The organism is Paramesorhizobium endophyticum (assembly GCF_014640615.1).
In the GTDB taxonomy this organism is placed as follows: domain Bacteria; phylum Pseudomonadota; class Alphaproteobacteria; order Rhizobiales; family Rhizobiaceae; genus Paramesorhizobium; species Paramesorhizobium endophyticum.
This window is the reverse complement of sequence record NZ_BMHH01000024.1, coordinates 41975-61805: the sequence shown is the minus strand read 5'-3', so window position 1 is coordinate 61805 and position 19831 is coordinate 41975. Positions and strand designations below refer to the sequence as shown.

Genomic DNA, 19831 nt, shown 5'->3' with positions numbered 1-19831 from the left:
ATTCCCCTCAGCCACAAACGGCTCAAGGCAAGATGGGCCGACCAGGATTTCCTCACCCTCATTACTCATATGCGATAGCCCTACCCGCAAGGGGGGGCGCGATCTTATCTCCGAAGCGCCTGCAATTGCTCCATTTCCGCCGCTGTAAGCTCTATCCCCTGCGCCATGGACTTCGCGCGCGCGGCGAAGCGGCGCTGCGACGGCAGGCGAGCGCCCTGCCCCATGATGCCCTCGAACAAGTTTTCCGCATGGGCGAGCGGGTTGCCCTTCCGCCCGGCTGCGAATTTTTGCGGATCGAAAGCGATGATCAGTTCGCCATGGTTCGGCGCCAGCGTCGTTGTGCCCGAAACTTCCAGCGCTTCCGTGCTCATGCGGTCACCGATCATAACGGCAGCCAAGAGCTCGATCATGGTGGAGATGGCGGACCCCTTGTGTCCGCCGAAGGGAAGCATCGCGCCGGCGAGCGCCGCCACCGGATCGGTCGTTGGCTGGCCGTCGCTATCGAGCGCCCAGCCTTTCGGCAGGGGCTTGCCCGCGCGCCTATGCAGTTCGATCTCTCCGCGCGCGGCCACGCTGGTGGCGAAATCGAAGACGTAGGGGTGATCGTTCTCGCGCGGCCAGCCGAAGGCGAATGGATTCGTTCCCAGAAGCGGCTCACGACCGCCCGCCGGCGCGACGACGGAATAGCTCGGGCACATGGCGATTCCCGCCAGCCCCTCCTCCGCAATCGCCTCCACTTCCGGCCAAAGCGCCGCGAAATGCGTGCAATCATTGACGACCATCGCCGCCAGCCCCAATTCCCGCGCGCGCTTTACCAAGGACGGCAGGCCCATCTCGAACGCCGCGTTGGAAAACGCGCCCTTCGCATCCACACGCACGATAGCGCTGTCATCGACCGTGACCACCGGCACCGCGTCGGCCACGACCTTCCCCGCCTCGATCGTGCGCACGCAGCCCTCGATCCGGTAAATGCCGTGGGACTTGCAGCCATCGCGCTCTCCCGCGACGATCACGCGCGCAAGTGCGGCGGCCTGGTCTTTACTGCATCCCGCCTTCAGGAAGATTTCCTGCACCTGCTCGAACAGTTCGGCAACGGAGAGAATGGTGGTGTCAGTCATGGTTGTCCTCGCTCCTGTCTGCATTCATGGCCTGCCATGCCAGACAATCGCATGGCCTTCAACACCCTGATTGCGGGATAGAAAACGGCGGCTGGTTGGTGCCAGCCGCCGCAATTGGGCCTGATTGGCTTCAAGCTCTTCCTAGAACTTCCCGATCACATTCATGAACACGCCCCGGTCGTCGAGAGTCAGGTCGCGCAGATCATCGGAGAAGATGCCGAAATTATAGCCTGCACCCACCTTGAAGTTCTCGCCGACATGTCTGTAGACTGCGAGGAGCGCGCCATAATCGGTGGTTTTCGCCTCCGGCATATGCATCACCCGGCCTTCGATGAGCGCATCCCAGTTCTTGACGATATGCAGGTCGGCACGGACGATGCCGAGATGGGCCGAGGAGGTATACCAGTCGGAGAATTCCTCGCGGTCTCCGTCCAGCAGCCTTTCGCGGACCTGCCCGTAGCGCATGCCGTATTTGCCGCCTATGGAGAGCCAGGGCATCAGCTCATAGGTGAAGTCCGCCGACAGGATATGGCTGCGCTGCGCGGGACCATATTCATCGCCGGTGATGGCGCTCACCTGGTCCGTTCCGGGAAGATCATAGACCCAGGCATATTTGAACAGCGCGTTCAGCCGGTCATTGTCGACAGGGCGATAGGCATAGCCGATGGAGGCGTCGACATAGTCGCCGTCGTTGAACGAGCTCTCCCCCGACGAATCCGAAAGCACTGTATCGACATTGACGAGCAAGCGCCAATCCTCGCTGGTTTTCCAGGAAAGGCCCGTGGCGAAGAGATAGGTGTTGCGGTCGCGAGTGCCGTCGCCGGAATCCTCGATCCGAACCTCGCCGCGCATGCGGGCGTTGATGCCGCGCTCCTCGTCCTTATAGGCCACCGACAGCGAAACCGCCTTGCGGTCGAAATCGGAATTTTCGGTCGTGGTGGCCGTGCCGTCGGAATTGACGATGGTGGTCGTCGTATCGTCCTCGACCGTGCCGGCCTCGAAGCCGCCATCAATGGTCCACATCGCATCCGGCGTATAGACGACGCCATAGGTCTTGGTGAGCGACGTCCTGCGGCCGAAGAGATCGTAATTGTTCTCCGCATAGGCCGACAGCGTCTCGTCGAGCTTGCGTCGCATACCCAGGACGAAGGTGCCCTTGTCGGCGCCATCGAGGTCATAGCTGCGGTCGAGATCGAAGGCGCGGTCGGGGTCGAGCCTATAGCCGAAATAGTAATTATCATCGGCTGTGGGCGAATAATTGATGGCCGCAAGCCCGCCCAGCCCCGAATTGCCGTAGGAGATCTCGCCTTCCAGTCCGATCTTTTCGGTCAACTGATATTTCGTGCCGACCCCGAGCCGGTCGTTGCGGCGAACATCGCCATCGCGTGACAGCGTGCCTTGGCCGAACACGTAGTATTTTTGGTCGGCATCCGGCGCATATTCGAGCTTGACGCCCGCATCGAGCCTTTCGCCATTATTGCCGCTCTTGCCGGAGCGGACCGCGATGGGCGAACGCAGCTCGGTATAGGAGACGCCGAAGGACGCCTTCCAATGTTCGTCGAACTGCTTGCTGACGGTCGCCTCGCCCTTGCGCTTGGTCCGTCCGCCCGTCTCGTTACCGTAGAAATCGAGGTCGCGCCCCTCCTTATAGTCGTCATAGGTGAGCTTGAGGTCGGTGTCCTCGGTCAACTCGAGGTCGGCATGGGCACCCCAGATGCGCTCGTCCGCGGAAACCTGCTCGGCGAGCGTGGAGAAGCCAGCCTGCTTTTCCCCGTAATATCCGCCGACAGTCCCCTTGATGCCGCTCTTGGTAATATCCTCCAGGTCGATCTGGCCCTTGGTGCGCCAGGCGGTTGCCGCGCGGTCACGCGAGCCGGTGGTGGGATTGTCATCGATGGTCAGGCCGCCATCGGTGGAGCGCGACAGACCGAAGCCCGGCCCCTTGGAATGGGAAACCTCCGCCTCGAGGAAGGTCTTTTCCGAATGGCGAATGGTGATGTCAGCACCCACCGCCTGCTGGTTGGCCTCGCCGGTCGTCTCGTTCATGCCGGTGACACCGACACGCACCTTGTCATCGAACCAATGCTGGCCCCGGCCCCCATAGACATACCCATCCACTTCACCTGCGGACGGCGTATATTCGTACTGGGCAATGAGGTAGACGCGATTGCCGCCCAGCGCGCCCTCGCGGATCGCTCCGCCAGTGCCTGACGATGACGACAAGGGCCGCTTGAGGATTGCCACGCCCTGCAGGTAATCGAGCGTATAATCCTCGCCATAGATAAGGTTCCTGCGCTCCAGCACCTGCCCCGTCACCTGATCGCGCACCTCGACGGTGAGCGTTTCGGAGCCGGTTGTGATGTCCTGCCGCTTGAGGAAATACGCCGAGCCGCCGGTTCCCAGGAACTCGTCGCGCTGCGGCAGCGTGTCCGGCTGAGCGGCATAGACGTTGACCTCCGTCTGGCGTTCGCCGAACGAGGTCACCGCCTCGGAGCGGTAAACGCCGCTCGCGCCATAGAGCGCGCGTTCGGAATTCATGAACTCCGTGCCGGCGATGGCGGCCTTGTAATTGCCCCACATCACATGGCTATCGCCGCGATCCAGCCGCACATAGAATTTGCCGTTGGTCGGCGCATCCTCGATGATGGTCGAGTCGTCGCCATAGACCGGATAATAGGCATCGGGATCGATGCGCCGCAGCAGGCTGCGAGGGTCGCGATCGTCGAGGCCGCGGAACATGTCCTTGATCTCGCTCTCGCGCGTGTCAGCGGCGGCCGTCAGCAGATATTTGCCCTTGATCTTGCCCTTCACATAGAAGGCGAGCCGACCTTTGGTGTAGGTCTTGTCATATTCGCCTGGGCGCACCTCTTCGATCCTGGCATCGCCCATGCGCCTGCCCACGGTCAGGTCCGCAAGGCCGACATAGAACCAGTCATTGTCGGGAATGTTGATCTGGCGGCTGAAATCGAGCGCGCTGCCCTTCAGCGAACCGAGCACCGCCACATCGACATTATGATCGCCCGGCGGCAGGATGCGCTGCACGACAAAGGACTGGTTCTTGTCGAGCGGCACGATGCCGTCGAGCGCCTTCACCTGATAGCCTTCCGGCACGTTACGGCCAAAGACCGTCACGGCGCCGCCGTTCACCTGGATGTTGCGCGAGCCTGTATTGTCCTCGCCCATGCCCGGCGCGGGAGCGTCGGTGACCTTGGTGTCTTCCTTCGGCAGCTCCCTCTCCGTGCGGGCAATCGTGCGCGGCAGCGTCTCGTCATACCGGCCCTTGTTATCATAGACGCGCAGGACATATTTGAACCGGGTCTTGTCGTTCTCGGTTTCCGGCATCACCCATTCCGCCTCGCCATTGATGGCGACGGATATGGTCGCCACCGGCTCGTCCCTTAGCGGCTTGTCCGCTTCCAGAATGCGGATTTCCGAGCGCGTGATGAACGCCGGATAGTTGGAGGTCGCGAGGAAGCGCACCGGTTCGCCAGCCTTATATGCGCGCCGGATCGGCGTGGTCGAGACATTGAGGGTCGGCTTGGCCTCGAGCCCGTCGAACTTCACCTGGATATCGACGGCGGCAAGGCCGGTATCGGTCTTGCGCTGCTTGTCGGCCTGGGTCTTGCCGGGCTCCGCCTTCTTTCCGGATTCGGCAAGCGTCTCCCCGTCCACGCTGATGGAGAACGGGATTTCGCCTTCCTCGCCGGGGCTTTCCTGCTCGGTGTTGGGCGCGGGCGCGACATTGCTGACCGTGCTGTTATCGAGCACCTTGCCGCGAAGCCGGTCCTCGGCGTGAGCCTCGATAACCGCCGCATGGGCCGCAGCCAGGGCGCAGCCTGCCAGAAGCAGGTTGCGCTTTTTCGTGATCACGCGGGCGAAGGTGGATGACGTCGAGGACATCGTTCTCATTGACCTGCCTCCACGCGGGTTTCGATGTTGAGTTCGTACCGGCCCCTGACCGATTTCCATCGTTTGGCGATGTCCTCCTGCAGGGCTTCGATACGCTCGCGGGCAAGTGCCGCATCCGCAGCCGCGCCATAGCTGAGCCGCAACGTCGACGGCTCGCCTTCAAGCGCCTCGAACAGTTGCTCGAGGCCCTTCAGCCACTTCTGCTTCAGGCTGGTGGTGCCCGGCTCGAAGGCCGCGTCCGTCAGGTCGAGACGGACGACGCGACCGATCGAGGCGCCAAAGTTCAGCGTCGACATCTTGCCGGCGGTCAGGCGGATGACGCGCGGGTTTTCCGTCGTCAGCCGGTAACCGGCAGGCAGGGTGCGCGGATCGAGCTTCATGATGAAGTTCGTGCCGATACGGTTGTCGGGCAGGTCGGCGCAGGCCACGTGGAAGCGGCCATGCTTGTCGGTCGTCACCAGCGAGCCGCGGACCGTGGCGATGCGCACGCCCGGCAGGCCCGGCTCGCCCTTGTCCTGATAGCCGTTGCGGTTCTGGTCATCGAACACCTTGCCGACGATGTCGCCGCAATCGAACACCGGCTCGATCATGATCTCGACATCGGCCCGCGCTTCCGGAGCGAGAGACTCGCCATCGGGGGTGTGGACGGTCGCCTTGTTGGTGTGCTTGCCCGGCCCGGCGGTGCTCAGCGCCAGCATGGAGAGCCGGATCTTCACAACCGCGTTCGGACCGAGTTCTACATCGTCGAAGCGCACCTGCCGGCCATTGACGACGGGCTTGATCTCCACGGGATCGGTTCGAGTGGGCTCCTCGTACCAGATGGTCGCCGACCCATCGACGTAGCGGAAACCGGACGGGATGGTGTCGGTGACGCTGACGAGCCCCGCATTGCGCGTGGAGTGGTTGGTCACCGTGATGGTGAACGGAGCCTTCTCGCCACGCTTGATCTGCCGCAGCCCGGCCTGCTTGAGGATCGTGATGTCCGACGGCTGGACCGGCGGGATCGTCACCTTCGATGTCGACGTCGTCGAGGGCACCTCGCCGCCGCCGCCAACGATCGTTCCCTTGGCGGTCGCCGAGTTTTCCATGCCGTCCGTCACGCCGGCGGCGTTGTCGATATCCTCCTGCGTCAGGGCATAGGTCGCCGTGAAGACCTGTTTGCCATAGGCCTCCAGCGTCACGCTTTCCGGTTCGAAGGCGGAAAGCTGGCCCGCGGCGCGCTCGCCGTTGAAGGTCGGCCCCTCGTCAACCGGCGAAACATTGTCAATGACCTGGCCACCGGTATTGGTGATGGTGAAGCTGTAGGTGATCGTGTCACCGAGGCTTGCATAGCCATTATTGTCATTGTCGTTGAACTTGCCGGTCTTCTCCACCTCGAGGCGGGAAGCTTCGACTGGCGGAACCGTGACGGTGTCAGGCGGGCTGTCGATCGGCGTGCCGCCATCAGGAGGCGTACCGGTGCCGGTCGCGGTGTTCTCCACCTTGCCGCCGTCAATGTCGCGCTGCGTCGCCGTATAAGTCGCCGTGAACGTGGCTTCCTCACCCGGAGCAAGCGTCTGCGGACCCGGCGTTACCGTCAGGTTGTTCCGCTTCAGCATCGGGTCGTTGACGGTCACGTCCGTCATCGTCACCGCGCCGGTGTTTTTCACGACGAAGGTGTAGACGATCTCTTCACCCGGATCGACAAGCTTGTTGCCGTTCGTGTCCTTGAGCTCGCCGGACTTGCGCATCGACAGGCCTGTCGCTTCGTTCGGCGGCACGACGACCGTCGAGGGCGGGCTTTCGATCGGCGTGCCGCCGTCAGGAGGTGTGCCGGTGCCGGTCGCGGTGTTTTCCACCTTGCCGCCATCGATATCCTCCTGCTTGGCCGTATAGGTCGCCGTGAAGATGGCTTCCTCGCCCGGAGCAAGCGTCTGCGGACCAGGCGTTACCGTCAGATTGTTCCGCTTCAGCATCGGGTCGTTGACGGTGACATCGGTCATCGTCACCGCACCGGTGTTCTTCACAACGAAGGTGTAGATGATCTGCTCACCCGCATCGGCAAGGTTATTGCCGTTCGTGTCCTGCAGTTGGCCCGACTTGCGCATCGACAGACCCGTCGCCTCGTTCGGCGGAACCGTCACAGTGTCCGGCGGGCTGTCGATCGGCGTCTTGCCGCCCGGAGGCGTGCCGGTGCCGGTCGCGGTGTTCTCCACCTTGCCGCCGTCGATGTCTTCCTGCTTCGCCGTATAGGTCGCCGTGAAGATGGCTTCCTCACCCGGCGCAAGCGTCTGCGGGCCTGGCGTTACCGTCAAATTGTTCCGCTTCAGCATCGGGTCGTTGACGGTGACATCGGTCATCGTCACCGCACCGGTGTTCTTCACAACGAAGGTGTAGACGATCTGCTCACCCGCATCGGCAAGGTTATTGCCGTTCGTGTCCTGCAGTTGGCCCGACTTGCGCATCGACAGTCCCGTCGCCTCGTTCGGCGGAACCGTCACAGTGTCCGGCGGGCTGTCGATCGGCGTCTTGCCGCCCGGAGGCGTGCCGGTGCCGGTCGCGGTGTTCTCCACCTTGCCGCCGTCGATGTCTTCCTGCTTCGCCGTATAGGTTGCCGTAAAGATGGCTTCCGCACCCGGAGCCAGCGTCTGCGGGCCCGGCGTTACCGTCAAATTGTTCCGCTTCAGCATCGGGTCGTTGACCGTGACATCGGTCATCGTCACAGCGCCGGTGTTCGTTATCACGAAGGTGAAGACGATCTGCTCACCTGCATCGACAAGGTTATTTCGGTTCGTGTCCTGCAACTGGCCAGACTTGCGGAGTTTCAGCCCCGGAACCTGGTCCGGCGGGACCTGTTCGGTGTCCGGATTGCTCTCATACGGCGTGCCTGATGGCGTCGTGCCGGTCGCCGTCGCGGTGTTGACCACCTTGCCCGCGTCGATCTCCGCCTGGCTTGGCTCATAGCTCCGGGAGAGATGGAAAGTGAAGCTTTCGCCCGGCGCAAGCGTCCGCGGGGCCTCGACCACGGTCAGTCCAGCCGCCACCAGCTTCGGATCGTTAACAGTGACGTTGTTCATCGTCACGGTGCCGGTGTTCGTCACCTTGAAGGTGTAGTCCACCGTTTCGCCCGTATCGATGACATTGTCGCCGTCCAGATCGTTCAGCGTGCCGACCTTGTCGATTGTCAGGCGCGGCATCTGATCGGGCGGCACGGTCGCCCGGTCCTCATTACTTTCCACCGGCGTGCCGGTCGGCGTCGTGCCCGTGGCCGTAGCCATGTTCACCACATCGCCCGCGTCGACATCGGCCTGCGAGGGCGGATAGACCGCCGTGAACGTCACCGATCCGCCGGGCGCAATCGTCTGGGGTCCCGGCGTCACCGTGATGCTGCGGTCGGCCAGCAGCGTGTCGTCCACCGTCACATTGCTTAGCGTCACAGCGCCGGTGTTCGTCACCAGGAACGAGTAGCTGATCGTTTCGCCAAGATCGATGTGGTCGTCGCCATCATTGTCGTTGAGCACGCCCGACTTCTTGATGGTCAGCCCCGAAACCTGGTCCGGCGGGACCTGTTCGGTGTCCGGATTGCTCTCATAGGGCGTGCCTGATGGCGTCGTGCCGGTCGCCGTCGCGGTGTTGACCACCTTGCCAGCGTCGATCTCTGCCTGGCTTGGCTCATAGCTGCGGGAGAGATGGAAAGTGAAGCTTTCGCCCGGCGCAAGCGTCCGCGAACTCTCGATCACGGTCAGACCAGCCGCCACCAGCTTCGGATCGTTAACAGTGACGTTGTTCATCGTCACGGTGCCGGTGTTCGTCACTTTGAAAATGTAGTCCACCGTTTCGCCCGGATCGATGACATTGTCACCGTCCAGATCGTTCAGCGTGCCGACCTTGTCGATCGTCAGGCGCGGCATCTGATCGGGCGGCACGGTTGCCCGGTCCTCATTACTTTTCACAGGCGTGCCGGTCGGCGTCGTGCCCGTGGCCGTAGCCATGTTCACTACATCGCCCGCGTCGACATCGGCCTGCGTGGGCGGATAGAGAGCCGTGAACGTCACCGATCCGCCAGGCGCAATCGTCTGGGGTCCCGGCGTCACCGCTATGTCACGGTCCGCCAGCAACGTGTCCGCCACCGTGACGTTATTGAGCGTTACGGTGCCGGTGTTCGTCACCAGGAACGAGTAGCTGATCGTTTCGCCAAGATCGATGCGGTTGTCGCCGTCATTGTCGTTGAGCACGCCCGACTTCTTGATGGTCAGCCCTGGCGTAATATTCGCCGTGACCTCGAAGGAATCCGGCTCACTCTCCACGGGCGTGTTGGCCGGCGTGACGCCTTTCGCGACGGCAGTGTTGAGCACCTTGCCGGCGTCGATGTCGGCCTGCACAGGCGTGTAGGTGCCGTGGAACACGAAGGTTCCGCGCGGTCCCAGCACTTGCGGGCCTTCAACGACCGTCACCAACGGATCGTCGATCGTGACGTTCGAGAGCGTCACCTTGCCCGCGTTGGTGACGGTGAAGGTGTAGGAGATCGTCTCGCCCAGATCGAGGAGCTTGTTGCCGTTGCTGTCGTTGAGCGTGCCCTGTTTCTCGAGGACGAGCCCCGGCGTCTGGTCGGGCGGCACCGTATAGGAATCGGGCTCGCTCCTCACCGTATCGCCTGATGGAACCGTGCCTACGGCATGGGCGGTGTTCTTGACATTCCCCGCGTCGATATCTGCCTGGACGGGTGTGTACGAGCCATGGAAGGTGAACGTGCCGCCGGGCAGAAGCGTCTGCGGCTCTTCGACCACCTTCACGAGCGGATCGTCCACGGTCACGTTCTTCAGCGTGACATTGCCGGTGTTCGTGACGAGGAACGTATAGGTGATGTCCTCGCCCTCATCGATGAGGCCATCGCCGTCCTTGTCCTGAAGCGTGCCGGTCTTGTCGATGGTAATGCCGGGCGTACGATCCGGCGGAACCTGGGCGGTGTCCTCAGGGCTTTCGATCAGGTTCCCCTCGGGGTCGGAGCCCGTGGCGGTCGCCGTGTTCTTGACGAACTCGCCCTCGATATCAGCCTGCTCAGGCGTATAGACAGCGGTGAACACTACCTGTCCGCCGGGAGCCAGCGTCTGCGGACCGGGCGTCACGGAGATGCTGCGCGCGGCGAGCAGGTCGTCCTTCACGGTGACGCCGACCAGCGTGACATTGCCGGTGTTGCGCACGGTGAAAGTGTAGGTGATCGTCTCGTCCGGATCGATCTTGTTGTCGCCGTCCTTATCGTTGAGCAGGCCTTCCTTGTCGATCGTCAGCGCAGCGCTCTGGTCGGGCGGCACCGTCTCCTCGTCCGGATTGCTCACCACCGGATCGCCAGAGGGCGTGACGCCCCTCGCGGTGGCGGTGTTCTTGACCTCGCCGGCGTCGATTTCGCCCTGCACAGGCGTATATTCCGTCGCCGTGAAGACAAAGCTTGCGCCGGGCGCCAGCGTCTGTGGGCCTTCCACGATCGTCACGCCCACCACCGTCAGCTTCGGATCGTCGACCATGACGTTGTCGAGCGTCACGGCTCCAATATTGGTGACGCGGAAGGAATAGCTGACCGTCTCGCCCGGATCGATCTTGTTGTCGCCGTCGAGATCGTTGAGCTTGCCGATCTTGTCGATGAGCAGCCCGGCATTCTGCGCCGGCGGCACGGTTTCCGTATCCGGATCGCTCCGGAACGGGCTGCCCTGCGGCGTGGTGCCAGTGGCCGTGGCCGTGTTGACGATTAGGTTTGCGTCGATCTCCGTCTGCCCCGGCTGGTAGCTGCCGGAGAGGTGGAAAGTGAAGCTCTGGCCGGGAGACAGCGTCTGCGGGGCCTCGAGCACGGTCAGGCCCGCCGCCTTCAGCTTAGGATCGTCGACTGTGACATCCGTCATCGTCACCATGCCGGTGTTGGTGACCGTGAAGGTATAGTCCACTGTCTCGCCGGGACCGACCTTGCCGTCATTGTCCGTGTCGTTGAGTTCGCCAACCTTGTCGATGGTGAGGCCGGGCGTCTGCTGCGGCGGCACCGTCTCGGTGTCGGGATCGCTTTCAACTGATGTGCCTGATGGCGTCGTGCCGATGGCTTTCGCCGTGTTCACGACATCGCCCTTGTCGATGTCTGCCTGATCGGGTTCGTAGGTGGCCGTGAAAGTCACCACGCCGCCGGGCGCGAGCGTCTGCGGGCCCGGATCGATGGCGATACCGCGGTTGGCCAGTAGCGTGTCCTCGACGGTGACGTTGTTGAGCGTTACCGCGCCGGTGTTGCGGACGATAAAGCTGTAGCTGATCGTCTCGCCGAGATCGATCTTGTCGTCGCCGTCGAGATCGTTGAGCTTGCCGATCTTGTCGATGGAGAAGCCTGGCGTCTGGTCCGGGGGCACCTGCTCGGAGTCAGGATTGCTCCGGTAGAACGTGCCGGACGGCGTGTTGCCGGTGGCCGTCGCGGTGTTGATGACGAGGTTGGCGTCAATCTCCGACTGCTCAGGCTCGTAGCTGCCCGAGAGAGTGAAAGTGAAGCTCTGGCCGGGAGTCAGCGTTTGCGGGGTCTCGAGCACCGTCAAGCCAGCCGCCTTCAGCTTCGGGTCGTCGACGGTGACGTTCGACATCGTCACGGTGCCGGTGTTGGTGACCGTGAAGCTGTAGTTCACCGTCTCGCCCGGATCGATGACGCCGTCGCCGTCCGTGTCGTTGAGCGTGCCGACCTTGTCGATGATCAGGCGTGGCGTCTGGTCGGGCGGCACGATTTTTGTGTCGGGATCACTGTCGATGGCCGGCCCGGAAGGCGGCGTGCCGGTGGCATGGGCCGTGTTCACGACATTGCCCTTGTTGATGTCCTCCTGCGTCGGCGTATAGCTGCCGTGGAAGGTGAAGGTGCCCTTCGGCGCGAGTGTCACCGGGTCTTCCTCGACCTCCACCAAGGGGTCGTTGACCGTGACATCAGTCAATGTGACCGTGCCGGTATTGGTGACGAGGAAGGTGTAGGAGATCGTCTCGCCCAGATCGATGAGGCCATCGCCGTCCTTGTCGTTGAGTACGCCTTCCTTGTCGATGGTCAGGCCCGGCGTCTGGTCGGGCGGCACGGTAGCCGTCGAGGGATTGCTCGGAACGGGATCGCCCACGGGCGGCGTGCCTGTGGCGGTCGCGGTGTTCACCACGCTGCCTGCGTTGATGTCGGCCTGAGTGGGCGTATAGGTGGCCGTGAAGGTCACCACGCCCCCGGGCTGGATCGTCTGCGGTCCCGGCGTCACGGAGATGCCAGCGCGGGCAAGAAGATCGTCATTGACGGTGACGTTCGTCAGCGGCACGTCGCCAACGTTCTCGACGCGGAACGAATAGTTGATCGTCTCGCCCAGATCGATGAGGTCGTTGCCGTTGCGGTCGTTGAGCTTGCCGGTCTTCTCGAGCTTCAGCTCGGGCGCCTGGTCGTTGTTGATGATCGTGCAGATCGCGTTCTGCCCGTTCACGAGCGTCAGCTCGCTATTGGTGAGGATCGTCTCCGCGCCGCCATCAACGGCGCAGCTATAGGTGCTGGCAAGATAGCCGGGCTGGTTGTCCTCGCCGAGGATGAAGGTACCGGCGGGAACCGAGGCGTTGGTGACGGCCGGCTCGCCCATCTTCCCTACGATCACCTTCGTGAGCGGCGACTTGCCCGTCGCGCGCAGCGTGAAGTCTGTGGGGACAGCGGTACCCTTCTGGTCGTTGATCACTTCCTTGCGCAGCGTGATCTTCGGCTGGCAGATGTTGCCCGCGTCGATCTGCGCCATGAAGCCGCCCACGCCGCCGGTATTAAGCGTGTGGACGATGATCTCGTTGAGGCCCGTCTTGAAGTTCTTGTTGAGCGTGCCGGATGCGCCCCTGCCGGTGGCATAGGCGGAGGTCGCGGAGATGCCCTGCGCGGCTCCGTTCACATAGACCTGAACGACGTTATCGTCAGCGTAATAGTTCATCTTCAGGCTGAGCGAAGACGGATCGACAGCCGCATCCAGATTGAACTGGTAGCGGTAATAGGCGTCATAGGGTCCGTTCGGCGTGCCGGTCGCGCTGCGCGCAATCCAGCGCGCATTGCTGTAGGGCGAAGTCGCCCAGCCGGAATTCGGGTTGCTGACCACCGTCGCGGCGCCGTAGGCCGAGCTGGCCGGCAGCGTGCCGTTCGTGTTGTACGCGACCTGCCAGTAGGTGTCGAAGCCGCTCGGCTTGGCCCCGCCCGCGCCATTATAGGCCGTGTTGAAGAACGCGCCCGGCGTCGTACAGGAAATCGTCTCAGGGAACTGCGGCGTATAGGGCGGCGTCGGCAAATCCACCGAGCATTCCGTGCAGTCCGGCGGCACGTCGCCGCCGCTGACGAGGTTACGGATCTGCGATATGCCGAGCGGGACGGGCGCTGCGACCATCAGGTCGATCTCGACCTCGACGGTTCCGCCTGCCGGGACTTCCGGCACGCGCAATTGCACCGTTGACGCACCTGCCACCGGATCGGTGAATCCATCAGCGCCCGAGACGCGGGTCATGGTCGCGCCGTTCGGGATGTTCTCGATGAAATCGAAATCCTTGAAGGAAGCGCCGCTCACATGGGTGAGCGTGACCCTATAGGTGAGCACTTCGCCCGCCTCGGCCACATTGTTGGCGTTGATGCTTTCGTTGATGAGTTCCTTCTTGACCTTGACGACCGGCTGGCTGTCGGGCGGCATCACGAGCGTATCGGGCTCGCTTTCGATCGGATCGCCGAAGGGCGGCGTGCCGACGGCCGTCGCCGTATTCGTGACCTGGCCAGCCTCGATATCGTCCTGGAGCGCCGTGTAGGTGGCGGTGAAGGTGATTTCGGCGTCGGGCTGCAGCGTCTGCGGCCCCGGCGTCACCGTCAAGCCGGCGCGGGCAAGGAGATCGTCCTTTACCGTCACATCGGTCAGCGGCACATTGCCGGTGTTCTTGACCAGGAAGCTATAGGTGATCGTGTCACCGGCATCGACGAAGCCGTCGCCGTCCCGGTCGTTCTTGAAAGCGCCGGTCTTGTCGATGGTCAGCGACGGATTCTGATCGTCATTGACAATCGTACAGATAGCGTTCTGCCCGTTTGCGAGCGTCAGCTCGTTGTTTGCAAGAACCGTGGACGCACCGCCGTCGACCGCGCAGCTATAGGCGCTGGCGACATAGCCGGGCTGGTTCACCTCGGCGAGCGTATAGGTGCCCGCGGGGATCGAGGCGTTGGTAACCGCCGTATCGCCCATCGGCCCCTGGATAGCATTTGTCAGCGGCGATTTGCCGGTGGCGGTGAGCGTGAAATTGGCGGGTGTCGCGGTGCCTTCCCCGTCATTGATCACTTCCTTGCGCAGCGTCAGCTTGGGCTGGCAGATGGAGTCCGAGGTAATCTGCGCCATGAACGCCTGTGCGCCCGGGCCGGACTTGACGTGCACGATGATGGTGTTGAGGCCCGTCTTCCAATCCTTGTTGAGGATCCCGCTGGCGACCCCATTAGCGGCGAAGCCAGCATAGAAATAAGGGTCTGCCGAGCCATATCTGGAGCGGATATTCTGCGCGACCCCGTTCACCCAGACTTGATAGACGGAGTTATCGGAATAATAGTTCATCGCCAGGGCGAGCGACTTCGGATCGACCCCCGGATCGAGGTTGAACTGGTAGCGGTAGAATACATCGACGTTGCCCGTGTGCCCTCCATTCGCCTGATGCGCAATCCAGTTCGCGTTGCCGAAAGGCGATTTGATGTAGTTGGCGGGCGGAGCGGAAACGACCGTTGCGGCACCATAGGAAAGGGTGGCCGGCGGGGTGGTGACGTTCGCCGCGGTGAGCGCAACCTGCCAGTAATCGTCGGAGCCGCTGGCTTTCATGCCGCCGCTACCGTTGAAGGCGGTGTTGAAGTACGCACCCGTTGTCGAGCAGGAGATGGTTGGAGGGCTGACCGGCGAATATGGCGGTGTGGGTGTCGCCACCGAGCAATCCGCGCAATCCGCGGGCACATCGCCGCCGCTGACGAGATTGCGGATCTGCGACACGCCGAGCGGGATGGGCGCGGCGACCGTCAGGTCGATCTCGACCTCGGCCACGCCGCCGACAGGCACTTCCGGCACACGCAATTGCACCGTAGACGCGCCCGCCACCGGGGCGGTGAAGCCATCAGCGCCCGAAACGCGGGTCATGGTCGCGCCGTTCGGGATGTTCTCGATGAAATCGAAATCCTTGAAGGCGATGCCGCTCTCATGGGTGATCGTCACCTTGTAGGTGAGCACCTCACCGGGCTCGGCGATATTGTTGGTGGTGACGCTTTCGCCGATCAGCTCTTTCTTGACGCGCACCTTCGGCGCACCGGCCTTGTTCGTGTCGGTCGCGCTGTTGTTGGAGGGGTCGGAATCCGTCAGCCCGGCGGGCGGAGCGACGGTCGCCGTGTTGACGAGGTCGCCGGTGAAATCCGCCGGCACGCTCATCGTCATCTGATAGGTCAGAGATGCTCCCGCGGGGAGGTCCGCCGTGGTGGACATTGCGCCCGTGCCGCTGGGCGCGCGGCAGACCGCGCCGCCGGTGGCATTGCCGCAGGTCCAGCTTGCCGTGGTGATGCCGGCGGAAAGAGGATCGCGGATCACGGCATCGGTGACGGCGGTCGGGCCGTTATTGGTGACGGTGATGTTGTAGGTAACGTCGGTGCCCGGACCATATTCCGCCGCGCCGTCATCTTTGGTGATGGCAAGGTCGGTCGCGGTGGTGTTGGTGAAGCGGCAGAGAATATCGGCCTGCGGGCGCACGCTCGCCGCCGGAATGGTGAGCGCGGGCGAAGTGAAGCTGCCGATGACGGTCGGGTTTCCCGTGCCGCCGGCGTTCCGGTCGGTACAGACCGCAGAGGAGACGCTCCAGCCGGCAGGAATGACCTCGCTCAGCACCATGTTGGCGCCGGGACGTGCATTATAGGCGGGCGTCGAAACGGCCGTGCCGGGAGTCGTAGTGGTCAGCGTGGCCGACGGCACCGCCGTGCCGTTCGCCTGCACCACATTGCTCATATTGAAATTAAAGCTGCCCGTGCCGTTCTGGCTCACCTTCTCCATGGTGATGCAGGCGGGACGCGCATATAGCGAATTGCCAATGTAATCACCGGCGAGAATACCAGTGGCTGTAATTGTCAGGGTCCTGACGGTATCTGCCGAATTTCCGCGCAGCGTACCGGCCGCTTTCATTTCATCGCTTCGGGGGATGTACCGGAAAGCACCCGTCGAGGCATTGTAGGCCATATCGGCATACAGCGTGGAGTACCCCCCCGGAACGAGAGAGAAGTCAGCTGTAGTTGCCGTGCCGCCCGACACTGTGACTCTGATCGAGGGTAGCGTGGTGGCCGTATATGTGTTTCTGCCGCCGACATCCCAAACTGCGAATTGAATCCAGTTTGCCGGAATCGGCTGCGCGAAGGTCCAGGTAATCGAGTAGTCCCTGCCCATCGTTGTCCACGCGGGATCCCATCCGGTGGGGGAGCCAGTTTTGGTGACTTGACCGGTGATGCCCAAAGGGGCAAACGAGAAGGTCGCTCCCGGAGTTATCTCGCGGGGCGAGCACGCCCCCGACACAGGCGGCGGCGCCATCGTGTTGGTATCGCTGGCGGAATTGTTGCCGGGGTTCGTATCGGTCACGCCGTCAGGGGCGGTCACCGTGGCGGTGTTGGTCAGCGCGCCGCTATAGCTCGACGGTATGCCTGTGCTGAATGCGTAGGTGACGGAACTGCCAGCCGGCAGATCCGCCGTGGTGTTGAGCGAGCCCGTGCCGCTCGGCGCGCCGCAGACCGCGCCGCCCGTGGCATTGCCGCAGGTCCAGGTGCCGGTAAAACCCGCAGGCAGTGGATCGCTGACTTTCGCGCCGGTTACGCCATGGGAACCATTGTTGGTAACGACAATGGTATAGCTCGCGTCGAGGCCGGGAGTATAGACTGTGACGCCATCATCCTTGGTAATTGAAAGGTCGACAGGCAAATTCACGGGCGAATTCACGCACTTCGCGCCATCGCCCCCCGCTGCTGCCATATTGGAAATAAGCGTAGCAGCACCGGTATTCACATCGAACTGGTAGAATCCGCCATTATTATTCCGGCCAAAAACGCCATTCGTAGCGCCAATCATACTTCCGAAAGCATCCGCTCCGGATAGGCCCGTGTTTCCTATTTGCGTCACCGCGCCTGTCCGCGGATTGACCGCGTTAAGGATGCCGGTCACCTGGTCGTGCGCATACAGGAATCCGTTGTGCCACGCCCAATCTCCCGAGGCGAATGATCGGCTCATCGTGATGAGCGTGGCCGTTCGGGTTGACAGATCAACCCGGAACATCTGATTGGAGGTGGAATTGTGCTTTAGATAAAAATAGCCGTCCGCACCGATCTCGCCCGAGGCGATACCGCTGCCATTCAAAAGACCGCCGCCGGCGTTAATCCCGCCCCCTCCAATGACCCCTAAATCCTGTACGGAACCATCGGCACCGACGCGCAAGAGCTTATAGGCACCCGCACTGGCATCCCACCGCGTCGCATAGATATAATTGGTAGAAGGGTCATACGCCATGGCGTTGTAGCCAAGGCTATTCGGCCCGCCTATAGGCGTAAGGGTGAAGGGGGTCGTGGTGGTATCCGTGCTTACCAGTTGCGTCGCACCATCCTGACCAAAATAGATGGTAGGCGCACAGGCCGGAAAAGTCGGCTGGGCAGCCTGCGCCCGCGCTTCACTATTTGAAAAGCCCACTAAGGCCGCCGAAACCGTCAACATCGCCATGGCAGGCATGAAGGCGCGCTTTGCAATGGCAGGCTTGAAACGGCGCACCATCGTCGGCAGCAGGGCAATGTGAAACATGAGCGGTCCCCTCGAATGCGAATCCATCCGATGACCGCGCTGCCTCATGCAAAAGGACCGTCCAAACCCAGGCAGCAGCCTCTTGCTGCCTGATTCGCTTCCGGCCGAGGCTTTTCGAGCATCGGATAGTCAATCAAGGGGTAGGTGAAGACTGATTTGCGCCGGGCTGTATTTCAACATCCTACGGTTTTCATAAGCAGTCGCTGAAAAAGAGACTTCGAAATGAACGGCGTCGTTAACAACGGCTTAATAGAAGGGCAAGAATTTGCGAGAAAGCTTTTGGGGTGGATGGGCGGAGCCGCTATTTCTGCCGTCCTGACGGCGGAAAGGTCGAGGCATGGATTCCTGTGACAAGCACAGGAATGACGGATGGTTTGGCTGGCGGTGATACCCACCAACCTCGTAGTTTGCATGACTGCTTCATGTCGCGACCTGCCTCTCGGTGGCAAGCGCTACCGGTTCCGGGCGAGAGGACACCCTCCACCACGTCCTGTGCTCGTCACAGGAATCAAGGTCTCAACGTTTAAAACCGCACGGCGTTTTAAGCTTGCCTGAAAGCATTCTGCATATGTATCGTAGAATTCATGGCACGGCGTGGGTATGTTTATATATTGGCGTCGCAGAAAAACGGAACGCTTTACGTCGGGATGACGAGCGATCTAGCAGGCAGGCTGTTGCAGCACCGCTCCGGGCAGGGCTCGAAATTCGCTTCCCAGTATGGGGTGATGCGGCTGGTGTGGTTTGATGAGTTCGAACTCATCACAGCCATCACCCGAGAAAAGACCATCAGAAATGGCCGCGCCAGTGGAAAGATCAACCTGATCGAGCAGAACGATCCTCATTGGCATGATATAGCCTGGCAGCTTGTATAATGGCCCCCTGCGCGGCGCCGCCCTATTTCCTGCCGCGGATCATGGAGGGGGTCTTGCCCTTCATCTTCTTCATCGCCGTGGTCAGGTGGCTCTGGCTGGAGAACCCGCTCAGATAGGCCACCTCCGCGATCGGCATGTCGCGCTGGGTCAGCAGCCTTTCGGCATGGGCGAGGCGCAAATTCAGGAGATAGCCATAGGGCGCCTGCCCGAAGGTCTCGGTGAAGGCACTGATGAAATGGCTGGGGGAAAGGTCGCAAATTTCGGCGAGATCGGCCACGGTCAACTTCCGCGCAAGATTTTCGCGCATGAAAGCCTGCACCTTCCTCGCATTATAACGGGATAGCTCGGTCTTGAGCTTTGTCGGCGACTTTTCGTCCATTCCCACCGCACGGACCGCGATGCCGCGATCCAGATCAGCCTTGCGCCGTCCCTCTATGGAACTGGACGAAACGTGATTTGCCGTTGTCACTTTATTTTGAACCGCCCCGGTTGTCATTCCGGAACCGGCCGCCCCCTGGCACACCGATTCTCCGCCCACATTCTCTATATTTAAGTATATTCTGATTCTCTGTAAATTGGCAAAAAATTGGGAATAGTTTGGCGAATTTGTGTCACGTCAAGGCGGCGAGCGCGCTGGTAGGAAATAGCGGGCCATTATTCGCACTTGACCCGCTCCCCATATCAGGAGATGTTTCTCTGATTCGTGTGTACAACTTTAAGGGGCAGGGGCGGCAGGCAGAGGAGGCCCTTCGGCATGAATTACAGCAACCGCTCGATTACCGATGTACAGGTTTCCGGATTGCGGCATCATGAAGGTTCGGACGGCATAACGGTAAGCGGCGTGGTTCGGCTTCAGCTCTCCGCCGAGGACGGCAACGAATTCGGCCCTTGCGCCACGATCGAGCTTGCCGCCGATCTTCCTGAAAACGCCACCTTCATCGACGTCGAACGCCAGCTCCTCACCGGAGCCATCGGCGTGCTCACCCGCCTCGCCTCCCTAAGCCCGGAGGAAGCCGGCGCCGAACTGCAGAAAAGCCGGTTCCGGGAATATCTGCCGAAGACGCCGTAACGAAGGCGATGGGGGAGCGTTTGGGTACCCACCAGCGCACTTTCTTACAGACCG

Annotated in this window: 6 protein-coding genes; 2 read left to right on the top strand and 4 right to left on the bottom strand. The window is 61.9% G+C overall.

Features of this window, described 5'->3' with window-relative positions:
• Positions 1-104 precede the first annotated feature (104 nt).
• The 3 genes from IEX53_RS20390 to IEX53_RS20380 form a co-directional block, all read right to left on the bottom strand.
• Positions 105-1118 carry an Ldh family oxidoreductase gene (locus tag IEX53_RS20390; RefSeq protein ID WP_188826026.1) on the bottom strand — a complete coding sequence of 338 codons (1014 nt, stop codon included), beginning with the start codon at positions 1116-1118 and terminating at the stop codon, positions 105-107.
• Positions 1119-1259: 141 nt separating this feature from the next.
• Positions 1260-5027 (bottom strand): TonB-dependent receptor, encoded by a 3768-nt coding sequence (locus IEX53_RS20385; RefSeq protein WP_188826025.1) that lies wholly within the window; start codon positions 5025-5027, stop codon positions 1260-1262.
• Positions 5024-17836 carry a CLIPPER-2 domain-containing protein gene (locus IEX53_RS20380; RefSeq protein WP_188826024.1) on the bottom strand — a complete coding sequence of 4271 codons (12813 nt, stop codon included), beginning with the start codon at positions 17834-17836 and terminating at the stop codon, positions 5024-5026. The genes IEX53_RS20385 and IEX53_RS20380 overlap by 4 nt, the downstream gene beginning before the upstream one ends.
• A gap of 584 nt (positions 17837-18420) precedes the next feature.
• Here IEX53_RS20380 and IEX53_RS20375 point away from each other — a divergent pair.
• Complete coding sequence (locus IEX53_RS20375; protein ID WP_188826023.1) at positions 18421-18708, top strand: GIY-YIG nuclease family protein; 288 nt, start codon at positions 18421-18423, stop codon at positions 18706-18708.
• Between the two features lie 22 nt (positions 18709-18730).
• Here the strand turns inward: IEX53_RS20375 and IEX53_RS20370 are convergent, their stop codons facing one another.
• Entirely contained in the window at positions 18731-19177 is a 447-nt protein-coding gene (locus tag IEX53_RS20370) for a helix-turn-helix domain-containing protein (protein ID WP_236016298.1), read from the bottom strand.
• A 285-nt stretch (positions 19178-19462) separates the two neighbouring features.
• Between IEX53_RS20370 and IEX53_RS20365 the strand changes: the two genes are divergently transcribed.
• Positions 19463-19777, top strand: a complete 315-nt coding sequence (locus IEX53_RS20365) for a hypothetical protein (RefSeq protein WP_188826021.1) — start codon at positions 19463-19465, stop codon at positions 19775-19777.
• Positions 19778-19831: the final 54 nt, after the last annotated feature.

Bases quoted from the DNA above. Each gene is read 5' to 3' on its own strand.
- IEX53_RS20390 (WP_188826026.1), bottom strand. From the start codon at position 1,118: ATGACTGACACCACCATTCTCTCCGTTGCCGAACTGTTCGAGCAGGTG.
- IEX53_RS20385 (WP_188826025.1), bottom strand. From the start codon at position 5,027: ATGAGAACGATGTCCTCGACGTCATCCACCTTCGCCCGCGTGATCACG.
- IEX53_RS20380 (WP_188826024.1), bottom strand. From the start codon at position 17,836: ATGTTTCACATTGCCCTGCTGCCGACGATGGTGCGCCGTTTCAAGCCT.
- IEX53_RS20375 (WP_188826023.1), top strand. From the start codon at position 18,421: ATGGCACGGCGTGGGTATGTTTATATATTGGCGTCGCAGAAAAACGGA.
- IEX53_RS20365 (WP_188826021.1), top strand. From the start codon at position 19,463: ATGAATTACAGCAACCGCTCGATTACCGATGTACAGGTTTCCGGATTG.